Raw genomic sequence first — 15,910 nt, forward strand, 5'->3', positions numbered from 1 at the left:
CCCTGCTCGGTCGCGGTCGCTCCGGGGCGGCGAAAACAGCCCGCCCCGGAGGAGAGCGTCGGCGAGGCCGCCGGCGATGCCGGCGGCCTCGAGGCTTGCGGCCTACTTGCGGTAGCCGAGGCTCGTCAGTTCCTCTTCCGTTGCGGCAGCCATCTCGTCGAGGCCTTCGTCCGGTCCGACCTCGCCGGTCAGGATGCGGTAGAAGATCGGCGCGACGGTCTCGCGGACCTGCGCGTGGAACGGATACTTCGGCGCGCCGGCGAACAGCTTCCCGTCGTTCTTCAGCATCGTGTAGTAGCCGCCGAGCGTCGTATCCATCTCCTTCACCTTCGGGTCGTCGTAGGTGGCGGTGTTGGTGATGCGCGGCGCGGCGACGGCCCAGTCGGGTTGCACCGAGTTCTGGCCGATGTACTGGAGGAAGAGGAGCGCGGCGTCCTGGTTCTTGGCCGTGACCGGCACGCCGAAGGCGCCGCCATCGTAGTAGCCGATATATCCCTTGCCCGATTCCGCGTCCGCCATGACGCCGTCCGACAGCGGGGGCAGCGCGATGCCGACCTTGCCGACGACCTTCGACTTCGACTGGTCGGACGCGATCCAGGCGGCGTTCTCGCCGTAGACGAGGCCTTGCGCCGCGCGGCCGGCGGCAAAGGTCGTGGCGACCTCGGACCAGGTGGAGGCGGCCGATTCCGGCGGCGCGATGTCGCGCAGGTGCAGGAAGTACTTCAGCGCGGCCTTGGCCTTGTCGCTGTTCATCGTGCCGCCGTGCTCGACGGTGGCGCCGTAGTTGTCGTCGGCGTTGATGCCCCAGTTGTAGACGCCGAAGGTCGGTGCGACGGACTCGACATATTCATACCAGGAGGCGGGGTGGCCGGTATGGGCCTGGCTCGTCGTGCCCCAGAGCTGCCCGCCGTTCTCCTTGCCGTATTCGGTGAAGAACTCGGCGATCTCCGTGTAGTCCTCGTGCGTCTTCGCCGGCGCGAGGTCCTTGCCGGTCTTTGCCTTGAAGGCCTCCTTGATCTTCGGATCGTCGAAGAGGTCCTTGCGGTAGAGGTAGACCTTGATGAAAGCCTCCATCGGCACGCCGAAGAGGTCGTTGTCGGTGCCGCGGAAATAGTCGGCGAAGGTGGTGAAGTTCTTCTCGTCGAACTCGGGCGCCTTGAGGTCCGGCTTGTCGGCGAGCGTCTTGGTGATGTCGGTCAGGAAGTTGCGCTGCAGGTAGGCGTAGACGATGTCCTGCTCGATATAGACCATGTCATAGATGCCGGTCTTGGCCTCCATGTCCTTGATGGCCTTGTCGTACATCTGGTCCCACGAGGTGGTTTCCAGCTCGACCTTGATGCCGGTCTTCTCCTCGAACTGCTTGGCGAGCACGTCCTTGACGTAGTTCGACGGCGGCGTGCTCTCGGTCACGCCGTGCAGGGTCACGCCCTTGAACTTGGCGCCCGCGTCGGACCAGAAGTCCGCATGCGCAGCGGACAGGCCGCCGACGAGGCCGATCGTCAGGGCGATCAGGCTGGTGCTGAGGTTTCGCTTCATGAGTTTCGTTCCTCCCGAAGGTCCGCCTTGTCCGGCGGCGCGTTGCTGCCGCCCTTGTTGGCCGGGCGGTTTGTCCTCTGGAAAAGCGGGCCGTCGGTCCGCCGGACACGGCGGGCGGGAAGGCCGTGCCCTCATGCCTAGACCATCACGCGGCCCTGCACAACATTTGTTGCGTGTTCTGTCATATTATGTTGCAACAAGCACAAGAAACGCTGCATCGATGAGTTGCTCATAACCCAAGGGATTGCTTGTCTTCTCGCGAATGCACAATAACATTGTGCTGCACCGCGAATTCGTTGCTTTGCGTCGCAACACGATCCGCCGCTTGACAAATCAAGGTTGCGCAGATTTTGTTGCGCAATTCAACAATAAGGGAGGGCGCGATGAAGCGGCTGGGGATCCATTCGTTCGTGTGGACGGGCGGCGGAACGCAGGACGAGTTGGAGCGCGCGCTTGATCGCTCGGCCGAGTGCGGCTACCGCCTCATAGAATTCGCCTACCTGCGCCCCGAGAAGTTCGACCTCGACCGGCTGGGCGAAAAGGCGCGCTCGCTCGACATCGAGATCGCCGTAACCATGGGCCTGCCGCTCGCGGCCGACGTGTCGAGCACCGACGAGAGCGTGGTGAAGGCGGGTGAGGCGCTGCTCGCCGACGCCGTGAAGGCGGTGCGCGACGTCGGCGGCAAGACGCTCGGCGGCATCCTCTACTCCGCCCACACGAAATACGGCGCGATGCCAACCGAGCGCGGCCGCCAGAACGCGATCGCGGCCATCGCCAAGACCGCCGACATCGCGAAGGACGCCGGCGTCGATCTCGTGCTCGAGGTCGTCAACCGCTTCGAGAGCAACGTCCTCAACACCACCGCGCAGGGGCTCGACTTCATCGAGAAGACCGGCTCGGACCACGTCCGGCTCCATCTCGACACGTTCCACATGAACATCGAGGAGGCGAACCCGGCCGCCGCCCTGCGCCTTGCCGGCGACAAGCTCGGCTACTTCCACATCGGCGAGAGCAACCGCGGCTATCTCGGCGACGGCATGATCGACTTCGAGCTGATCTTCGACGCGCTGCTCGATATCGACTACGCACGCAACATCACGTTCGAGTCCTTCTCCTCCGCCGTGGTGGACGAGGCGCTGTCGCTCGCCTGCGCGATCTGGCGCGACACCTGGACCGACAACATGCCGCTCGCCCGCCATGCCAAGACCTTCATCGAGCTGAAGCAGGACGAAGCCAAGCGCCGCCGCGCCACCAACGCGCGGCCGTAAGCCGACGGGAGCGCCCGTGTCGCACGCCGCGTCCCTCGATCCTGCACTGCGCCGCGTCCGGCAGGGCAGCGAGATGGCGGCGCTGCGTGCGCTGCACCGCTTCGGGCGGCTGAGCCGGGCGGATCTGGCGCGCGTCCTCGGGCTCAACCGCTCCTCGTCCGGCCACATCGTCGCCGCGCTCACCGCCGAGGGGCTGGTGCGCGAGGTGGCGGACGCGCCGGACGGGGCGGAGCGCGCGGCCAAGGGCCGGGCAGGGCGGCCGGGCATTCTCCTCGAACTCCAGCCGGACGCCGTGTTCTTTGCCGGCGTCGAGATCGGCGTCGAGCACATCAGCTTCGTCGCGATTGACCTGTCGGGCACGATCGTCGCGCAGCGCATCGCGGCCTTCGACGCGCCGGCGGCCGGGCTCGACGACGCGTTCGAGACCGCCGCGCATCTGGCCGCCGACGCGCTGCCGTCGGACGGCTGGGCGCGCTGCGAAGGGTTCGGCATCGCCGTCCCGGCGCAGATGGAGCGCGGCGGGCGCGTGCGGGTCGCGCCGCTTCTGGGCTGGCGCGACGTCCATCCCGCCGCACTCATGCGCGCCCATCTGCCGGGCAAGGTGCCGGTGGCCGCCGAGAACGATGCCAACGCGTTCGCGATCGGCGACGCCTACGGACGCGATGCTGCGCGGCCCGGGGTCACGCTGGCGCTGGTGCTGGAAACGGGCGTCGGCGGCGGCATTCTCGTCGACGGCGCGCTGTTCCGGGGCGGCCACGGGCTTGCCGGCGAGATCGGCCACCTTCTCGTGCCGGCGGGCGACGGCGCGCTGCGGCGGCTGGAGGAACTCGTCGGGCTGGAAGGGGTCCTCTCCGCCTGGCGCGCCAGCGCGCCCGACGGGGCGGCGACGCTGGAGGCGTTCCTCGGCGAGGTAAAGGACCGCGCGCCGGGCGCCGTCGCGATCGCGGAAGGATGGGCGCGCGCGCTCGCCTTCGGCCTGTCGCAGGGCTGCCGGCTCGTCGACCCCGACCAGATCGTGCTCGGCGGCTCACTGGCCGCGCTCTATCCCTTGGTCGGCGCGCGTGTCGCCGCGCACTGGGCACGCATCCAGGACCCCGGCTTCCCCATGCCCGGCATCGTCGTCAATGCCGATCCGACCTTCGGGGCGGCCTTCGGCGCGGCCTGCATCCTTCACCAGCGGTTCCTGGCGGCCGACGCCGAACCGGCTCATATCTGACGGGAGACCAAACGCCATGCTGGATCGGTTTCGACTGGACGGAAAGGTCGCCCTCGTCACGGGCGGCAACCGGGGCATCGGGCTCGCCATCGCCAAAGCGCTTGGGCATGCCGGGGCGCGCTGCCTCGTCACCGCCCGGCGCGACAACCCCGACGGCGAGGCGGAGCTTCGCGTCTCGGGCACCGAGTTCGACGTGGCACGCGGCGACGTGCGCGACCCCGACATGCCGGCGCGCGCGCTCGCGCAGTGCATCGAGCGCTTCGGACGCATCGACATCCTCGTCAACAATGCCGGCGTCGCCTCGCACGGCCAGACCGAAAATTTCGACGACGAGCGGCTGGAGTTGATCCTCTCCACCAACGTCGCGTCCGTCTTCCGCTTTTGCCGGGAGGCGCTGCCGCACCTGAAGGCCGCGGGCGAGGGCGTCATCCTCAACGTCGGATCGGTATCCGGCTTTATCTCCAACATTCCGCAGAACCAAGCGGCCTACAACGCGTCGAAGGCCGCGGTGCACATGCTGACGAAATCGCTCGCCAGCGAGTTCGCGCCGGACGGCGTGCGCGTCAATGCGGTGGCGCCCGGCTACATCGACACGGACATGACACGCGGCGGCTTCGACAACCCGGACTGGGACCCGGTCTGGCGGCGGATGACGCCGATGGGTCGCTATGGCCAGCCGGAGGAGGTCGCGGCCTGCGCCCTGTTCCTCTGCTCGCCCGCCGCAAGCTACGTGACCGGCGCCGTGCTGCCGGTCGACGGCGGCTATCTCACTCGCTGACCGACGCGTCACCCGCTGAACAACGGGCACCCGCTGACGAATTTTCAAAGGGAGGAACCATCGACATGGCAGAGAAACTGGCGGGCAAGGTCGCGGCCGTCACGGGCGGCGCCTCGGGCATCGGCCTCGAATGCGCCCGCATCATGCTGGCGAACGGGGCGCGCGTCTTCATCGTCGACAACAACGACGAGCGCCTTGACAAGGCGGTCGCCGATCTCGGCGCGGGCGCGAGCGCGCTGAAAGTGGACATCACCGATGCCGCGAGCACCGGCACGATGCTGCCGCGCATCCTGGAGGAGGCCGGCCAGCTCGACATCTTCCACGCCAATGCCGGCTCCTACATCGGCGGCGACCTCGTGGACGGCAACGCCGACGCGTTCGACCGGATGCTGAACCTCAACGTCAACGCCGTGTTCCGCGGCGTCCATGCCGTGCTGCCGCACATGATCGGCCGCGGCACCGGCGACGTGATCGTGACGAGCTCGGTCGCTGGCCATCAGGCGATCCCCTGGGAGCCGGTCTATACCGCCTCCAAGCACGCGGTGCAGGCCTTCACCCATGCCGTGCGCCGGCAGGTGGCCAAGCACGGCGTGCGCGTCGGTGCGATCGCGCCGGGACCGGTGGTGACGCCCCTCGTCCAGGACTGGCCGGCCGAGAACCTGAAGCGGGCGATCGAGAACGGCGCGCTGTTCCAGCCGGTGGAGGTCGCTGAGGCCGTCCTCTTCATGCTGACGCGCCCGCGCAACACGGTGGTGCGCGACCTTGTGCTCCTGCCGCAGAACTTCGACATCTGAGACGGCCCTCCGCCGCTTGAAACCTCCGCACCGAGCCGCCATGTCGCGGCTCGGTTTGCAGCGGCAGAGGGACACGGCATGACGGCGGATACGGCAACGGGCGAGACGACGAAGAGCTTCGAGGCGGACGTCGCCCGGCTCCTGCACCTGATGGTGCACTCGGTCTATTCCGACAAGGACGTGTTCCTGCGCGAGCTCGTCTCCAACGCCGCCGACGCCTGCGAGAAGCTGCGGTTCGAGGCGATTGCCGCGCCTGAACTGCTCGGCGCGGGCGGCGAGCCGCTGATCACCCTGACGATCGACCCCGCGGCCCGCACGCTCACCGTCGAGGACAACGGCATCGGCATGAGCCAGGCCGAGATGACCGAAGCGCTCGGCACCATCGCGCGCTCCGGCACACGCGCCTTCATGGACCGGATGGCGGAGGAGGCGAAGGGCGGCGAAAGCCGGCTCATTGGCCAGTTCGGCGTCGGCTTCTATTCCGCCTTCATGGTGGCGGACCGGGTGGACGTCGTCTCGCGCCGCGCAGGCGGCGACACGGCGGCGCGCTGGAGTTCGGACGGCCTCGGCACCTTCACGGTCGGCGCCGCCGATCCGGCCGAGGCGCCGCCGCGCGGCACCCGCGTCACGCTCCACGTCAAGGAGGACGCCGGAACCTACCTCGAGCCTCACGTCATCGAAGAGACCGTGCGCGCCCAGTCCGGCCACGTGCCGGTGCCGATCGCGTTGAAGACCGCACCCGACGCCGAAGCGCGGCGCATCGCCGACGGCGCGGCGCTGTGGACGAAGCCGAGGTCCGAGATCTCGACCGACGACTACGCCGACGCCTATCGCACGCTCGCCGGCCAGTTCGACGAGCCGGCGCTGACGCTGCACTATCGCGCCGAGGGTCTGCACGAATACACGGTCCTCGCCTTCGTGCCGGGATCCAAGCCCTTCGACCTCTTCGACCCCGAGCGCGCCGGCCGCATGAAGCTCTACGTGCGGCGCGTCTTCATCACCGACGAGACCGAGATCCTGCCGCGCTGGCTGCGCTTCGTGCGGGGCCTCGTGGATTCGGCCGACCTGCCGCTCAACGTCTCGCGCGAGATGATCCAGGAAAGCCGGGTGCTCGCGGCGATCCGCAAGGGCGTGACCAGCCGCGTCCTGACCGAGATGGGCAAGCTTACTGAGGGCGACCCGGACCGCTACGCCGGCGTCTGGGAGAATTTCGGCGCCGTCCTGAAGGAAGGCCTCTACGAGGACGAGGATCGGCGCGCCGCCCTTCTCGGCCTCGCCCGCTTCCACACCACGACGGGCGGAACCGCTTGGCGCAGCCTCAAGGATGTCGTCGCCGACATGAAGGAGGGGCAGGCGGCGATCTACTACGCCGTCGGCACGGATGCCGAGCGGCTGAAGGCGTCGCCGCAGCTCGAGGGCTTTGCCGCGCGCGGCATCGAGGTGCTTCTCCTGACCGATCAGGTCGACGGATTCTGGACCTCGATGGTCCCCGAGTTCGAGGGCAAGCCGCTGCGCTCGGTGACGCAGGGGCTTGCCGATCTCGGCGCCGTGCCGCTCCGGGAGGGCGCCGAGCCCGCCTCCGCCGAGGCCGTGCCGGAGGTCGAGGGCTTCATCGCCTATCTGAAGGAGACGCTCGGGGAGGACGTCGCGGACGTGCGCGCCAGCGAGCGCCTGACCGACAGCGCCGTCTGCCTCGTGGCCAACGATCGCGGCATGGACCGTCAGCTGGAGCGTCTCCTGGCGAGCGCCGGCCGGCTCGGCGGCGCGGCCGCAAAGCCCATCCTCGAGGTCAATCCGCGCCACGATCTCGTCGCGCGGCTGGCGCGGCTCGATGCGGGCGACGCTGCGCTGCGCGAGGACGCCGCGCGCCTTCTTCTCGACGAGGCGCGCGTCGCCGACGGCGAGGCGCCGTCCGACCCCCGGGCCTTTGCCGCGCGCCTCGGCCGCGTGCTGGCTCGCGCGCTCGGCTGAGGCTCGGCCCGGCGCCCAACGCGCCGGGGTTGAACGCTGCGTCAGGCGGCCACCTGCTGGCTTGCGTGCGGTGCAGCCCGTAAGGATGGGGGACCTTCGTTCCACCCGTTCCGAAAGGCTGCCCCTCGTGCTTCTCGGCCTCTTCGTGCTTCTCGCCTGCCAGCTGGCCGGCGAGACGGTCGTCCGCCTTCTCGGCCTGCCGGTGCCGGGCCCAGTGCTCGGCATCGTCTTCCTGCTCGGCATCCTCGCGGTCACCGAGCGACGCCGAGCGGTCGGCGTGGCGTCGGCGGAGGCGCCGGTCGGCCGGGTCGCCGACGGGCTTCTCGCCCATCTCGGCCTCCTCTTCGTGCCGGCGGGCGTCGGCATCGCGCGCTCGCCCGATCTCCTCCTTGCCAACGGGCCGGGCGTGCTGGCCGCCCTCGTCCTGTCGACGGTCCTGACGCTTCTCGTCACCGTCGGTGTCTTCCGTCTCGTCCGCCGCCGGCGGGAAGGCGGCGCGGCATGAGCGGCGGGGCGTCCCTCTTCGAGCTTTGGGTCTATCTCTCCGCGAGCCCGCTTCTCTGGCTGACGCTGACCATCGGCGTCTTCCTCGCCGCCCGCGCCGTGGCACGGGCGAGCGGCGACCATCCGCTGGTCAACCCAATCCTCCTGTCGATCGCGGTCCTCGTCGCGCTCCTCGCGGCGACCGATACGCCCTACGCCACCTATTTCTCCGGCGCCCAGTTCGTCCATTTCATGCTGGGGCCGGCGACCGTCGCGCTCGCCGTGCCGCTCTGGCGCAACCGCGCGCTAGTGCGCTCGATGCTGGGGCCGGTGCTCCTTGCGCTTCCCGCGGGCGCGCTGGCCGCCACCGGCTCGGCCGTCGGGCTCGGGCTCCTCTTCGGCGTGCCCGAGCCGCTGCTCCTCGCGCTCGCGCCCAAGTCCGTCACCGCCGGCATCGCCATGGGCATCGCCGGCGAGATCGGCGGCGACCCGGCGCTGACCGCCGTCTTCGTGATCGCCACCGGCATCATCGGCGCGATCCTCGTCACGCCCCTGATGAACGCGCTCGGCATCCGCGATTATGCCGCGCGCGGCTTTGCCGCAGGCCTCGCCTCGCACGGCATCGGCACCGCGCGCGCCTTCCAGGTGGACGGCGTGGCCGGTACCTTCGCCGGGCTCGCCATGGCGCTGAACGGGCTCCTGACGGCGCTGATCGTTCCGATCGTGGTCGGGCTTCTCGGCTGATGCGGCTCAGCCGCGCCGCTCCAGGCTGAACTCGACGGCGGCGTGCGGGCGCAGCGGCAGGCGCTGTGCGTAAAGGCGCGAGGGCGCGTCCTCGCGCTGCACGATCGCGGCGTCCGCGCGTCCGACGGCCTCGCGGATCAGCCCCTCCGCCTCGCTCCAAGACCCGGCCAGGACGGCAAAGAGGCGGGTGCCGTGGCGCGGCTCGCGGTCGCGCGCCTCCGGCTCCACGGCACCGACGAACAGGGATGGGGAATCAGGCATGTCACCTCCAGTCCCCGGGAAGGATGGAGCATCGTTGGGCGGCTGACAGCCTGCCTCGTTTCGGTCCCTGTCGAAGTTAAACTAGTTAATGGACGAACGATCCCCAATCCATTCGGAAGGGCCTGTTCCGGAGGACTGGTCTTGGTCGCTTATCTCATCCGCAAACTGCAGAACTTCGCGCCGCTGTCCGACGAGGAGCGCTTGGCGCTGCAGGATCTCGCCGGCCGGCGGCTTCGCGTTCTCAACAGTCGTGACGACATCATCGAGCAGGGGCAGAAGCCGGGCTTCGTCAATCTCATGCTCGAGGGCTTCGCCTGCCGCTACAAGATCCTGCCGGACGGGCGGCGGCAGATCCTGTCCTTCTTCATTCCCGGCGACCTCTGCGACCTTCACAACGACGTGCTCGGCGTCATGGACCATTCGATCGGCGCCATCTCGCCGCTGCGCATCGCGCAGATCGCGGCGGACGAGATCGAAGTTTTGATGACGCGCTTTCCGCGCCTGCGCCGCGCCTTCTGGTGGAACGAACTGGTGGGCGAGGCGACGACGCGCGAATGGCTGACCAATCTCGGCCAGCGTACGGGCTCGGAACGTGTCGCCCATCTCCTCTGCGAGACCTTCGTGCGCATGCGCTCGATCGGCCTCGTGGACGAGACCGGGGCCTGCCCCTTCCCGATCACGCAGGCCGACCTGTCGGATGCGCTCGGCATCTCGATCGTCCACACCAACCGCATGCTGCAGGACCTGCGCGCCGAAGGGCTGATCGTCCTGAAAGGGCGCTCGCTGCAGGTCGACGACCTCGGCGCGCTGATGCGGCTCGCCAATTTCGAGCCGAGCTACCTGCACCTGCGCCGCCCCGGCGCGGACGAGGTCGGCCACGGAACCGAAGCGGACCGCGAGGCGCTCGCCTGACGGGCGCGCTGGCCGGCGAGACTCAGGCCGGTGGCGCCGTGAGGTGGATGCCCTCGGAGCGGAAGCGGCCGAGCAGCGTGAAGAGGATCGCGCTGCGCGTGCCGTAGACCTGCCGCGGCCCGCCGACGAAGGCGAAGGACTTGAAGGTCACCTTGCCGTCGTCGATCCCGTCGATGAAGACCGAGGGCGCGGGCTCGGCCAGCACCGCCTCGTGCCCGGCATAGGTTTCGAGGATCGCCCCGCGCACCGCCGCGACGTCGGCGTCGATCGGCACGGAAAACATGATCTGGATGCGCCCGAGCGGGTCCGCCAGCGTCATGTTGCGGATGGATTTCGTCACCAGCTCGGAATTCGGCACGATCAGGGTCGAGCGGTCGGCGATCTGGATCTCGGTGGAGCGCACGCTGATGCGCTTCACGTCGCCCTCGTCGGTGCCGATGCGCACCGTGTCGCCGATCTTCACCGGGCGCTCGGCGAGAAGGATCAGGCCCGACACGAAGTTCTGCGTGATCGCCTGGAGGCCGAAACCGATACCGACCGAGAGGGCCGAGACGACCAGCGCGATGCGCTCGACGCCGATGCCGAGCGTCGTGATCGCCCAGAATCCGGCGAGCAGGATGCCGGCATAGGTGACGATCGTCGACACCGAGTTGCGCGCGCCAGGGTCGAGATCTGTCGCCGGCAGGTAGCGCTCCTCCAGCCAGTGGCGCACGACGCGCATCAGGCCGATGCCGACCGCCAGCACCACGGCAGCCTTCAGGATCGCGCCCGGCACGATGGTGAAGCCGCCGATCTGGATCTCGGCCGAGGAGCCGATCTGGTAGAACAGGGAACTCGCACCCGGCCCCAGCGGCCCCGACAGGAGAAGCGCCGCCCACACGAGGATGGCGATGCGCAGGAGCGCCGACAGGAGGACGCCGAGCTGCCCGACCTGCGCGCGCCGGAGGCCGAGCCCCGTGTGGAGCGAGCGCCCGAGCCGGCTGTCGCCCGACAGGAACGTGGTGCAGAGGTCGTCCACCACGACGAGGAGCAGGAAGGCGCTGGCGGAGACGACGGCGGTCCAGATCACCTGGCGCGTCAGGAAGAGGGCAAGGTTCACGTAGCCCTGGAGCGCGGCGACGAGGCTCGCCGCGACGCAGGCCCAGGCGAGGAGCGTCGCGATCGTCACGAGCGTCGTGCGCGCGCTCGGCTGGCGGCTGGCGGCGTCGGGGTGGGCGCGGCGGATGCGCCCGAGGGTGACGAGGACGGAGACGATCAGCGCGCCGTAGACGACGGCGACGACGTAGTTGATGACGATCGCCGCCGGCTGGCTGACGCCCACGGCCCGCCCGCCCTCCACCAGGAGGACGCCGAGGAAGGTGAGGACGGCGGCGAGCGTCGGGAAGGGGCGCAGGCGCTGCACGGCCGTCTCGTCGAGGGGCAGGAGCCGCCAGGACGGCTGGCCGACGAGGAGAAGCCCGGCGCCGAGCGACAGGACGAAGGCACCGAGCGCCGCGGTCTGGGCGAGGCTCTCGGCGAGCGGGCGCACCGTGCGTGTCAGGACGCCGGCCCAGCCGAGCCCGAAGAAGAAGACCGAGACGCCGAGCGCGGCGGTGAGCGTGCCCACCACCACGAACCACAGCGCCAGCGCCGAACGGCGGGCGCGCGTGCTCGGCACCTGTTCGGAGGCGACGCGCCGCCCGACCTCGCGCAGGCGTCGGCGCAGCGGCAGGGCGAGCACGAGGGCGAGCGCCAGCGAGCCGGCCACCGCCGCGATGCGCGTCAGGGGGCCCGTCTGCGGGATCTGGTTGCGCCAGTCGCGCGCGAAGTCGCGGGCTCTGGCGAGATCGTCAGGCAGGCGGTTCGCGACCTGGGTCCACAGGAGCGGCGAGAGCGGGGAGGCGACCTCCTTGAACGTGTCGCGGCTGAAGGCCTCGTTGATCTCGCGGATCATCCGGTCGATCGTTTCCTTGGCGTCGGCGCCGACGAGGCGCCCGCGCTTGATCGCTGAATCGATGTCGCCGCGCTGGGCGGCCAGCTGGTCGCGCTGCGCCTTGACGTCGGGCGCCTCGGTGTCGTTCGCCTCGCCAAGTTCTGTGATGCGCGCGTCGATCGCGGCGAGCTGCGGCTCGAGGAGGCCCACCGCCTCGTTGGCCGCCGATCCCACCGCCATGGCGCGGTCGCGAAGCTCCGCCTTCTGGTCGACCGTGGTGTCGCCGTCGGCCGCCTGGCGGATCGCGGCGAGATCGTTCGCCTGCGTGTCGACGGCGGCGATCGTCTCCTGCGCGGCGCCCGCGTCCTGCGCGAGAGCGACCGGCATGCCGGCGCCGACGAGACACAACAGGAGGGCGAGGCCGGCGATGAGCCTCTGGATCGATCGGATCATGGTCGTGTCGCATCGGCGCAAGGCGCGCCGTCCCCTCGAAGTCCGGTTCACGGGCGGCCGCCCCATCCCCTTGGCGCGGCCGCCCGGCAAGAAGGCGGGTTCTGATCCGATCCGATGGGCCGAAATGTGGCTGCCTTCGATGATTTGCCGGCACGCGGCCGCTCGACAAACCGCCGCCTCGCGCCACTTGGCCCCTCATGAACCGCGACAAGGACATTCTTTGGCTGCGCGACGAGCTGACTCGCCGCTTCGATCTGGTTCTTCGGCCTTCCGCCGAGGAGATCGAGCGTTTTCGCGAGGAGGTTGCGCGTCTGGCCGCTGTCGTCGGTGACCGCGAGGTCGCCGAGCGCTCCGCTGCGCGCCGGATCTTCCTGATGCAGGCCGGCAGCGCCGACATGCAGCCGGCCGAAGGCCTTCGCAGCGCCGCCTGAGGCGGCTTTCGTTCAGTCGTGATCGTGCGGGTGCGGGGCGCCCTTCGCCGTCGCTCTGCCGGCGTCGGGGATCAGCACCAGTTCGCCGTGCCGGACCGAGCGTTCGGCGATCACATGGTCCGCAAAGTGCCGCACCGCGCCGATCTCGCCCTTCAGCACCGACACCTCCATGCAGGTTCCCTGGTCGAGATGGACGTGAAGGCTGGAGACCGACAGGTCGTGGTGGTCGTGATGGGCGTGGGTCAGACGGCGCGACAGGTCGCGCGCGGCGTGGTCGTAGACATAGACGAGCGCCGCGACGCAGCCGCCTTCGCCGATGTCCGCGCGGGCGCGCGACAGGCCGGCGCGGGCAAGGTCCCGGATCGCCTCGGAGCGGTTGGCATAGCCGCGCTCGGTCATCACCGCGTCGATATCGGCCATCAGTTCGTCGTCCAGCGTCACCGTCACGCGCTGCATGAGAGGGCTCCTGTTCCGTCCATCGCTCAGCCCGGCTTCTAGCGGGAACCGCGAGCGGATGCGACCGCCGGTCCGCGAGTATGATGATTTCCCATAGACTGCATACCGGTGCTCCCCTAGTGTCGCGGCGATTCGACGATCGCTTGTCCCGGAGTTCCCGTGTTCCCAAACGTCCTGCGTGCCGGCCTCGTGCTCCTGTGCTTCGGGGCGCCAGCCCTTGCCGCGCCGAAGACCGACCTCGTGCTGGCGATCGGCGGCGAACCGGAGACCGGCTTCGACCCGCTGCTCGGCTGGGGCGCCTACGGCCATCCCCTGTTCCAGTCGACGCTCCTGACGCGCGGTCCGGACCTTGAGACGGAAGGCGATCTCGCGACGGCGTGGACGCTCTCGGACGATCGCCTGACCTGGACCGTCACGATCCGGCCCGACGCCGTCTTTTCCGACGGCACGAAGCTCACCGCCCGCGATGTCGCCTTCACCTACCTGAAGGGTCGCGACACGGCGGGCGCGCTCGACCTGTCGGTGCTGGACGGGGCCGAGGCGCTGGACGACACGACCGTCCGCCTGCGTCTCCGGAAGCCCTGGATCACCTTCACCGAGACCTTCTTCTCGCTCGGCATCGTGCCCGCCGCCTCCTACGGGCCGGACTACGGGCGCCGTCCCGTCGGCTCGGGTCCCTACCGCTTCCTGTCATGGCAGCCCGGCGAACAGCTGATCGTCGAGCGCAACCCGAACTACTACGGCCGAGCTCCCGCCTTCGTGCGCGTCACCTTCCTGTTCACCGGCGACGACGCGGGGCTGGCGGCCGCGCGCGGCGGCGCGGTCGACATGGTGTCGGTGCCCGCGCCGCTCGCCGATGCGCTGCCGGACGGCTTTCGCGCCCTTCCCGTGCGCACCGTCGACAATCGTGGCCTCAGCCTGCCATTCCCGCCGGACGAGGGACGCACCACGCCGAACGGCGCGCGGATCGGCAATGCGGTGACCGCTGATCCCGCGATCCGCCACGCGATCAATCTCGGGCTCGACCGGCAGGCGGTGGTGGACGTCGCCCTCAACGGCCATGGCACGCCGGCCTTCGGCCCGGCGGACGGGCTGCCCTGGGCGGGCGAGGGCGAGACCGTCGCCACCGATCTCGACGCCGCGCGGCGGCTCCTCGATGCGGCCGGCTGGGCGCCTGGTGCGGACGGCGTCCGCGTGAAGAACGGGGTGCGCGCCGCGTTTCCGGTCAACTACCCGGCCGCCGACGCGACGCGGCAGGCACTGGCCGAGACGGTGGCCGCGCTGCTCCGTCCGCTCGGGATCGAGGCGACCCCCAAAGGCTCGTCCTGGGACGCGATCGGGCGCGTGATGCATGCCGAGCCGGTGATCTTCGGCTTCGGCAGCCATTCGCCCTATCAGCTCTACAGCCTCTACCAATCGACGCTGGCGGGCGTGGAGTACCAGAACCCGACCTTCTACGGGAACGCCCGCGTCGACGACCTGTTCGCCGAGGCGCAGGGGGCGCCGAGCCTCGAGGCCTCCTATCCCCTCTGGGCGAAGGCCGCCTTCGACGGGCAGACGGGCTACGGCACGCGCGGCGACGCGGCCTGGGCCTGGCTCGTCAATCTCGACCACGTCTACTTCGTGAACCGCTGCCTCGATGTCGGCCGTCCGCAGATCGAGCCGCATGGCCACGGCTGGCCGATCACCGCCTCGATCGCGAGTTGGACCTGGACGTGCGACTGATCCTCCCGGCGACCCTGCGGCTTGCGGCGCTACTCCTCCTCGTCGCAGGAGTCGCCTTCGCGCTCGTGCGCCTGTCGCCGGTGGACCCCGTCGCCGCCTATCTCGGGCCCGGCATCGCGCGTCTCCAGCCGGAGCAGCGCGAGAGGATCGAGGCGGCGTGGGGGCTCGACCAGCCCGCGCCCGTGCAGTTCGGTCGCTGGCTCGGGCACGTGCTCTCGGGGGATCTCGGCTGGAGCACCAGCCATAACGCGCCGGTCGCGACCGTGATCGCCGAGCGCGGCGCGGCGACCCTGCGGCTCGCCCTGCCAGCGCTGGTGCTCTCCAGCACCCTCGGCTTCGCGCTCGGCACCCTCGCCGGCACGCGCGAAGGCTCGCGGCTCGATCGCGCGGTGCGCCTCTACGCCTATCTCCTCGCAGCGACGCCGACCTTCTGGCTGGCGATCGTGACGCTGACCGTCTTCTCCGTCCAGCTCGGCTGGGCGCCGCTCTGCTGTTCCGGCCCGATCGGCGTGACGCCGGACCGGGTGACGCTTGCCGAGACGCTGGCCCACCTCGCCCTGCCGCTCGGTGTCCTCACGCTCTTCGGCGTCGCGCCGGTGGCGCTGCACACGAGGGAGGCGATCGCCGCCGCCATGCGCTCCGACCATGCCCTCTTCGCCTTTGCGCAAGGGGCGAGCCGCCGCGACGTCGCCTGGCGGCACGCGGCGCGCGCAGCGCTCCTGCCGGCGCTCACCATCGTCTGCGCCTCGCTCGGTGAGATCCTCGGCGGAGCGGTGCTGGCCGAACAGGTCTTTGCCTATCCCGGCCTCGGCCGCGCCACCGTCCAGGCCGGCACGCAGGGCGACGTGCCGCTGCTTCTCGCCCTGACGCTCATGGCCGCCGCGCTGGTCGCCACCGGAAACCTCGCGGCGGACCGGCTCTACGCCCGCATCGACCCACGCCTCCGCGCGCCGGGCCCGATCGCTTGAGC

General features: G+C 70.0%; 15 protein-coding genes. 11 read left to right on the plus strand and 4 right to left on the minus strand.

Features of this window, described 5'->3' with window-relative positions; all coding sequences use genetic code 11:
* Nucleotides 1-102 precede the first annotated feature (102 nt).
* Nucleotides 103-1,536 (minus strand): ABC transporter substrate-binding protein, encoded by a 1,434-nt coding sequence (locus ACLNGM_RS04160; RefSeq protein ID WP_090963216.1) that lies wholly within the window; start codon nucleotides 1,534-1,536, stop codon nucleotides 103-105.
* A gap of 383 nt (nucleotides 1,537-1,919) precedes the next feature.
* On the opposite strand from ACLNGM_RS04160, the gene ACLNGM_RS04165 reads away from it, so the two are divergent.
* The 7 genes from ACLNGM_RS04165 (at nucleotide 1,920) to ACLNGM_RS04195 (ending at nucleotide 8,790) form a co-directional block, all read left to right on the plus strand.
* Nucleotides 1,920-2,804 (plus strand): sugar phosphate isomerase/epimerase family protein, encoded by an 885-nt coding sequence (locus ACLNGM_RS04165; RefSeq protein ID WP_416357318.1) that lies wholly within the window; start codon nucleotides 1,920-1,922, stop codon nucleotides 2,802-2,804.
* Nucleotides 2,805-2,820: 16 nt separating this feature from the next.
* Nucleotides 2,821-4,020, plus strand: coding sequence for an ROK family transcriptional regulator (locus ACLNGM_RS04170; protein ID WP_416357319.1), 1,200 nt, complete (start codon nucleotides 2,821-2,823; stop codon nucleotides 4,018-4,020).
* 16 nt (nucleotides 4,021-4,036) lie between these two features.
* Nucleotides 4,037-4,798: an SDR family NAD(P)-dependent oxidoreductase gene (locus tag ACLNGM_RS04175; protein WP_416357320.1), complete on the plus strand. Its 762-nt coding sequence runs from the start codon at nucleotides 4,037-4,039 to the stop codon at nucleotides 4,796-4,798.
* A 65-nt stretch (nucleotides 4,799-4,863) separates the two neighbouring features.
* The gene (locus tag ACLNGM_RS04180; RefSeq protein WP_416357321.1) at nucleotides 4,864-5,592 is read left to right on the plus strand and encodes an SDR family oxidoreductase; all 729 of its coding nucleotides are present in this window, start codon (nucleotides 4,864-4,866) and stop codon (nucleotides 5,590-5,592) included.
* A 78-nt stretch (nucleotides 5,593-5,670) separates the two neighbouring features.
* Nucleotides 5,671-7,563: a molecular chaperone HtpG gene (htpG, locus tag ACLNGM_RS04185; protein WP_416357322.1), complete on the plus strand. Its 1,893-nt coding sequence runs from the start codon at nucleotides 5,671-5,673 to the stop codon at nucleotides 7,561-7,563.
* 127 nt (nucleotides 7,564-7,690) lie between these two features.
* Entirely contained in the window at nucleotides 7,691-8,068 is a 378-nt protein-coding gene (locus ACLNGM_RS04190; RefSeq protein WP_090963226.1) for a CidA/LrgA family protein, read from the plus strand.
* Complete coding sequence (locus ACLNGM_RS04195; protein WP_416357323.1) at nucleotides 8,065-8,790, plus strand: LrgB family protein; 726 nt, start codon at nucleotides 8,065-8,067, stop codon at nucleotides 8,788-8,790. The genes ACLNGM_RS04190 and ACLNGM_RS04195 overlap by 4 nt, the downstream gene beginning before the upstream one ends.
* Before the next feature lie 6 nt (nucleotides 8,791-8,796).
* On the opposite strand, the gene ACLNGM_RS04200 is transcribed toward ACLNGM_RS04195, so the two are convergent.
* Nucleotides 8,797-9,051 carry a hypothetical protein gene (locus ACLNGM_RS04200; RefSeq protein ID WP_416357324.1) on the minus strand — a complete coding sequence of 85 codons (255 nt, stop codon included), beginning with the start codon at nucleotides 9,049-9,051 and terminating at the stop codon, nucleotides 8,797-8,799.
* Between the two features lie 141 nt (nucleotides 9,052-9,192).
* On the opposite strand from ACLNGM_RS04200, the gene ACLNGM_RS04205 reads away from it, so the two are divergent.
* Complete coding sequence (locus ACLNGM_RS04205; RefSeq protein WP_416357325.1) at nucleotides 9,193-9,963, plus strand: Crp/Fnr family transcriptional regulator; 771 nt, start codon at nucleotides 9,193-9,195, stop codon at nucleotides 9,961-9,963.
* A 22-nt stretch (nucleotides 9,964-9,985) separates the two neighbouring features.
* Here the strand turns inward: ACLNGM_RS04205 and ACLNGM_RS04210 are convergent, their stop codons facing one another.
* Nucleotides 9,986-12,328, minus strand: coding sequence for a DUF3772 domain-containing protein (locus ACLNGM_RS04210; protein WP_416357326.1), 2,343 nt, complete (start codon nucleotides 12,326-12,328; stop codon nucleotides 9,986-9,988).
* Between the two features lie 197 nt (nucleotides 12,329-12,525).
* Between ACLNGM_RS04210 and ACLNGM_RS04215 the strand changes: the two genes are divergently transcribed.
* Nucleotides 12,526-12,759: a hypothetical protein gene (locus tag ACLNGM_RS04215; protein WP_416357327.1), complete on the plus strand. Its 234-nt coding sequence runs from the start codon at nucleotides 12,526-12,528 to the stop codon at nucleotides 12,757-12,759.
* Nucleotides 12,760-12,771: 12 nt separating this feature from the next.
* On the opposite strand, the gene nikR is transcribed toward ACLNGM_RS04215, so the two are convergent.
* Nucleotides 12,772-13,215 carry a nickel-responsive transcriptional regulator NikR gene (gene nikR, locus ACLNGM_RS04220; protein ID WP_416357328.1) on the minus strand — a complete coding sequence of 148 codons (444 nt, stop codon included), beginning with the start codon at nucleotides 13,213-13,215 and terminating at the stop codon, nucleotides 12,772-12,774.
* Between the two features lie 159 nt (nucleotides 13,216-13,374).
* On the opposite strand from nikR, the gene ACLNGM_RS04225 reads away from it, so the two are divergent.
* Entirely contained in the window at nucleotides 13,375-14,940 is a 1,566-nt protein-coding gene (locus tag ACLNGM_RS04225; protein WP_416357329.1) for an ABC transporter substrate-binding protein, read from the plus strand.
* Nucleotides 14,931-15,908 (plus strand): ABC transporter permease, encoded by a 978-nt coding sequence (locus ACLNGM_RS04230; RefSeq protein WP_416357330.1) that lies wholly within the window; start codon nucleotides 14,931-14,933, stop codon nucleotides 15,906-15,908. The genes ACLNGM_RS04225 and ACLNGM_RS04230 overlap by 10 nt, the downstream gene beginning before the upstream one ends.
* The last annotated feature ends 2 nt before the right edge of the window (nucleotides 15,909-15,910 follow it).

This window comes from Aureimonas phyllosphaerae (assembly GCF_047943035.1).
Lineage (GTDB): Bacteria > Pseudomonadota > Alphaproteobacteria > Rhizobiales > Rhizobiaceae > Aureimonas > Aureimonas phyllosphaerae.

Coding starts and splice junctions, on each gene's coding strand:
- ACLNGM_RS04160 (WP_090963216.1), bottom strand. CDS start 1,536: ATGAAGCGAAACCTCAGCACCAGCCTGATCGCCCTGACGATCGGCCTC.
- ACLNGM_RS04165 (WP_416357318.1), top strand. CDS start 1,920: ATGAAGCGGCTGGGGATCCATTCGTTCGTGTGGACGGGCGGCGGAACG.
- ACLNGM_RS04195 (WP_416357323.1), top strand. CDS start 8,065: ATGAGCGGCGGGGCGTCCCTCTTCGAGCTTTGGGTCTATCTCTCCGCG.
- ACLNGM_RS04210 (WP_416357326.1), bottom strand. CDS start 12,328: ATGATCCGATCGATCCAGAGGCTCATCGCCGGCCTCGCCCTCCTGTTG.
- ACLNGM_RS04215 (WP_416357327.1), top strand. CDS start 12,526: ATGAACCGCGACAAGGACATTCTTTGGCTGCGCGACGAGCTGACTCGC.
- ACLNGM_RS04175 (WP_416357320.1), top strand. CDS start 4,037: ATGCTGGATCGGTTTCGACTGGACGGAAAGGTCGCCCTCGTCACGGGC.
- ACLNGM_RS04200 (WP_416357324.1), bottom strand. CDS start 9,051: ATGCCTGATTCCCCATCCCTGTTCGTCGGTGCCGTGGAGCCGGAGGCG.
- htpG (WP_416357322.1), top strand. CDS start 5,671: ATGACGGCGGATACGGCAACGGGCGAGACGACGAAGAGCTTCGAGGCG.
- nikR (WP_416357328.1), bottom strand. CDS start 13,215: ATGCAGCGCGTGACGGTGACGCTGGACGACGAACTGATGGCCGATATC.
- ACLNGM_RS04180 (WP_416357321.1), top strand. CDS start 4,864: ATGGCAGAGAAACTGGCGGGCAAGGTCGCGGCCGTCACGGGCGGCGCC.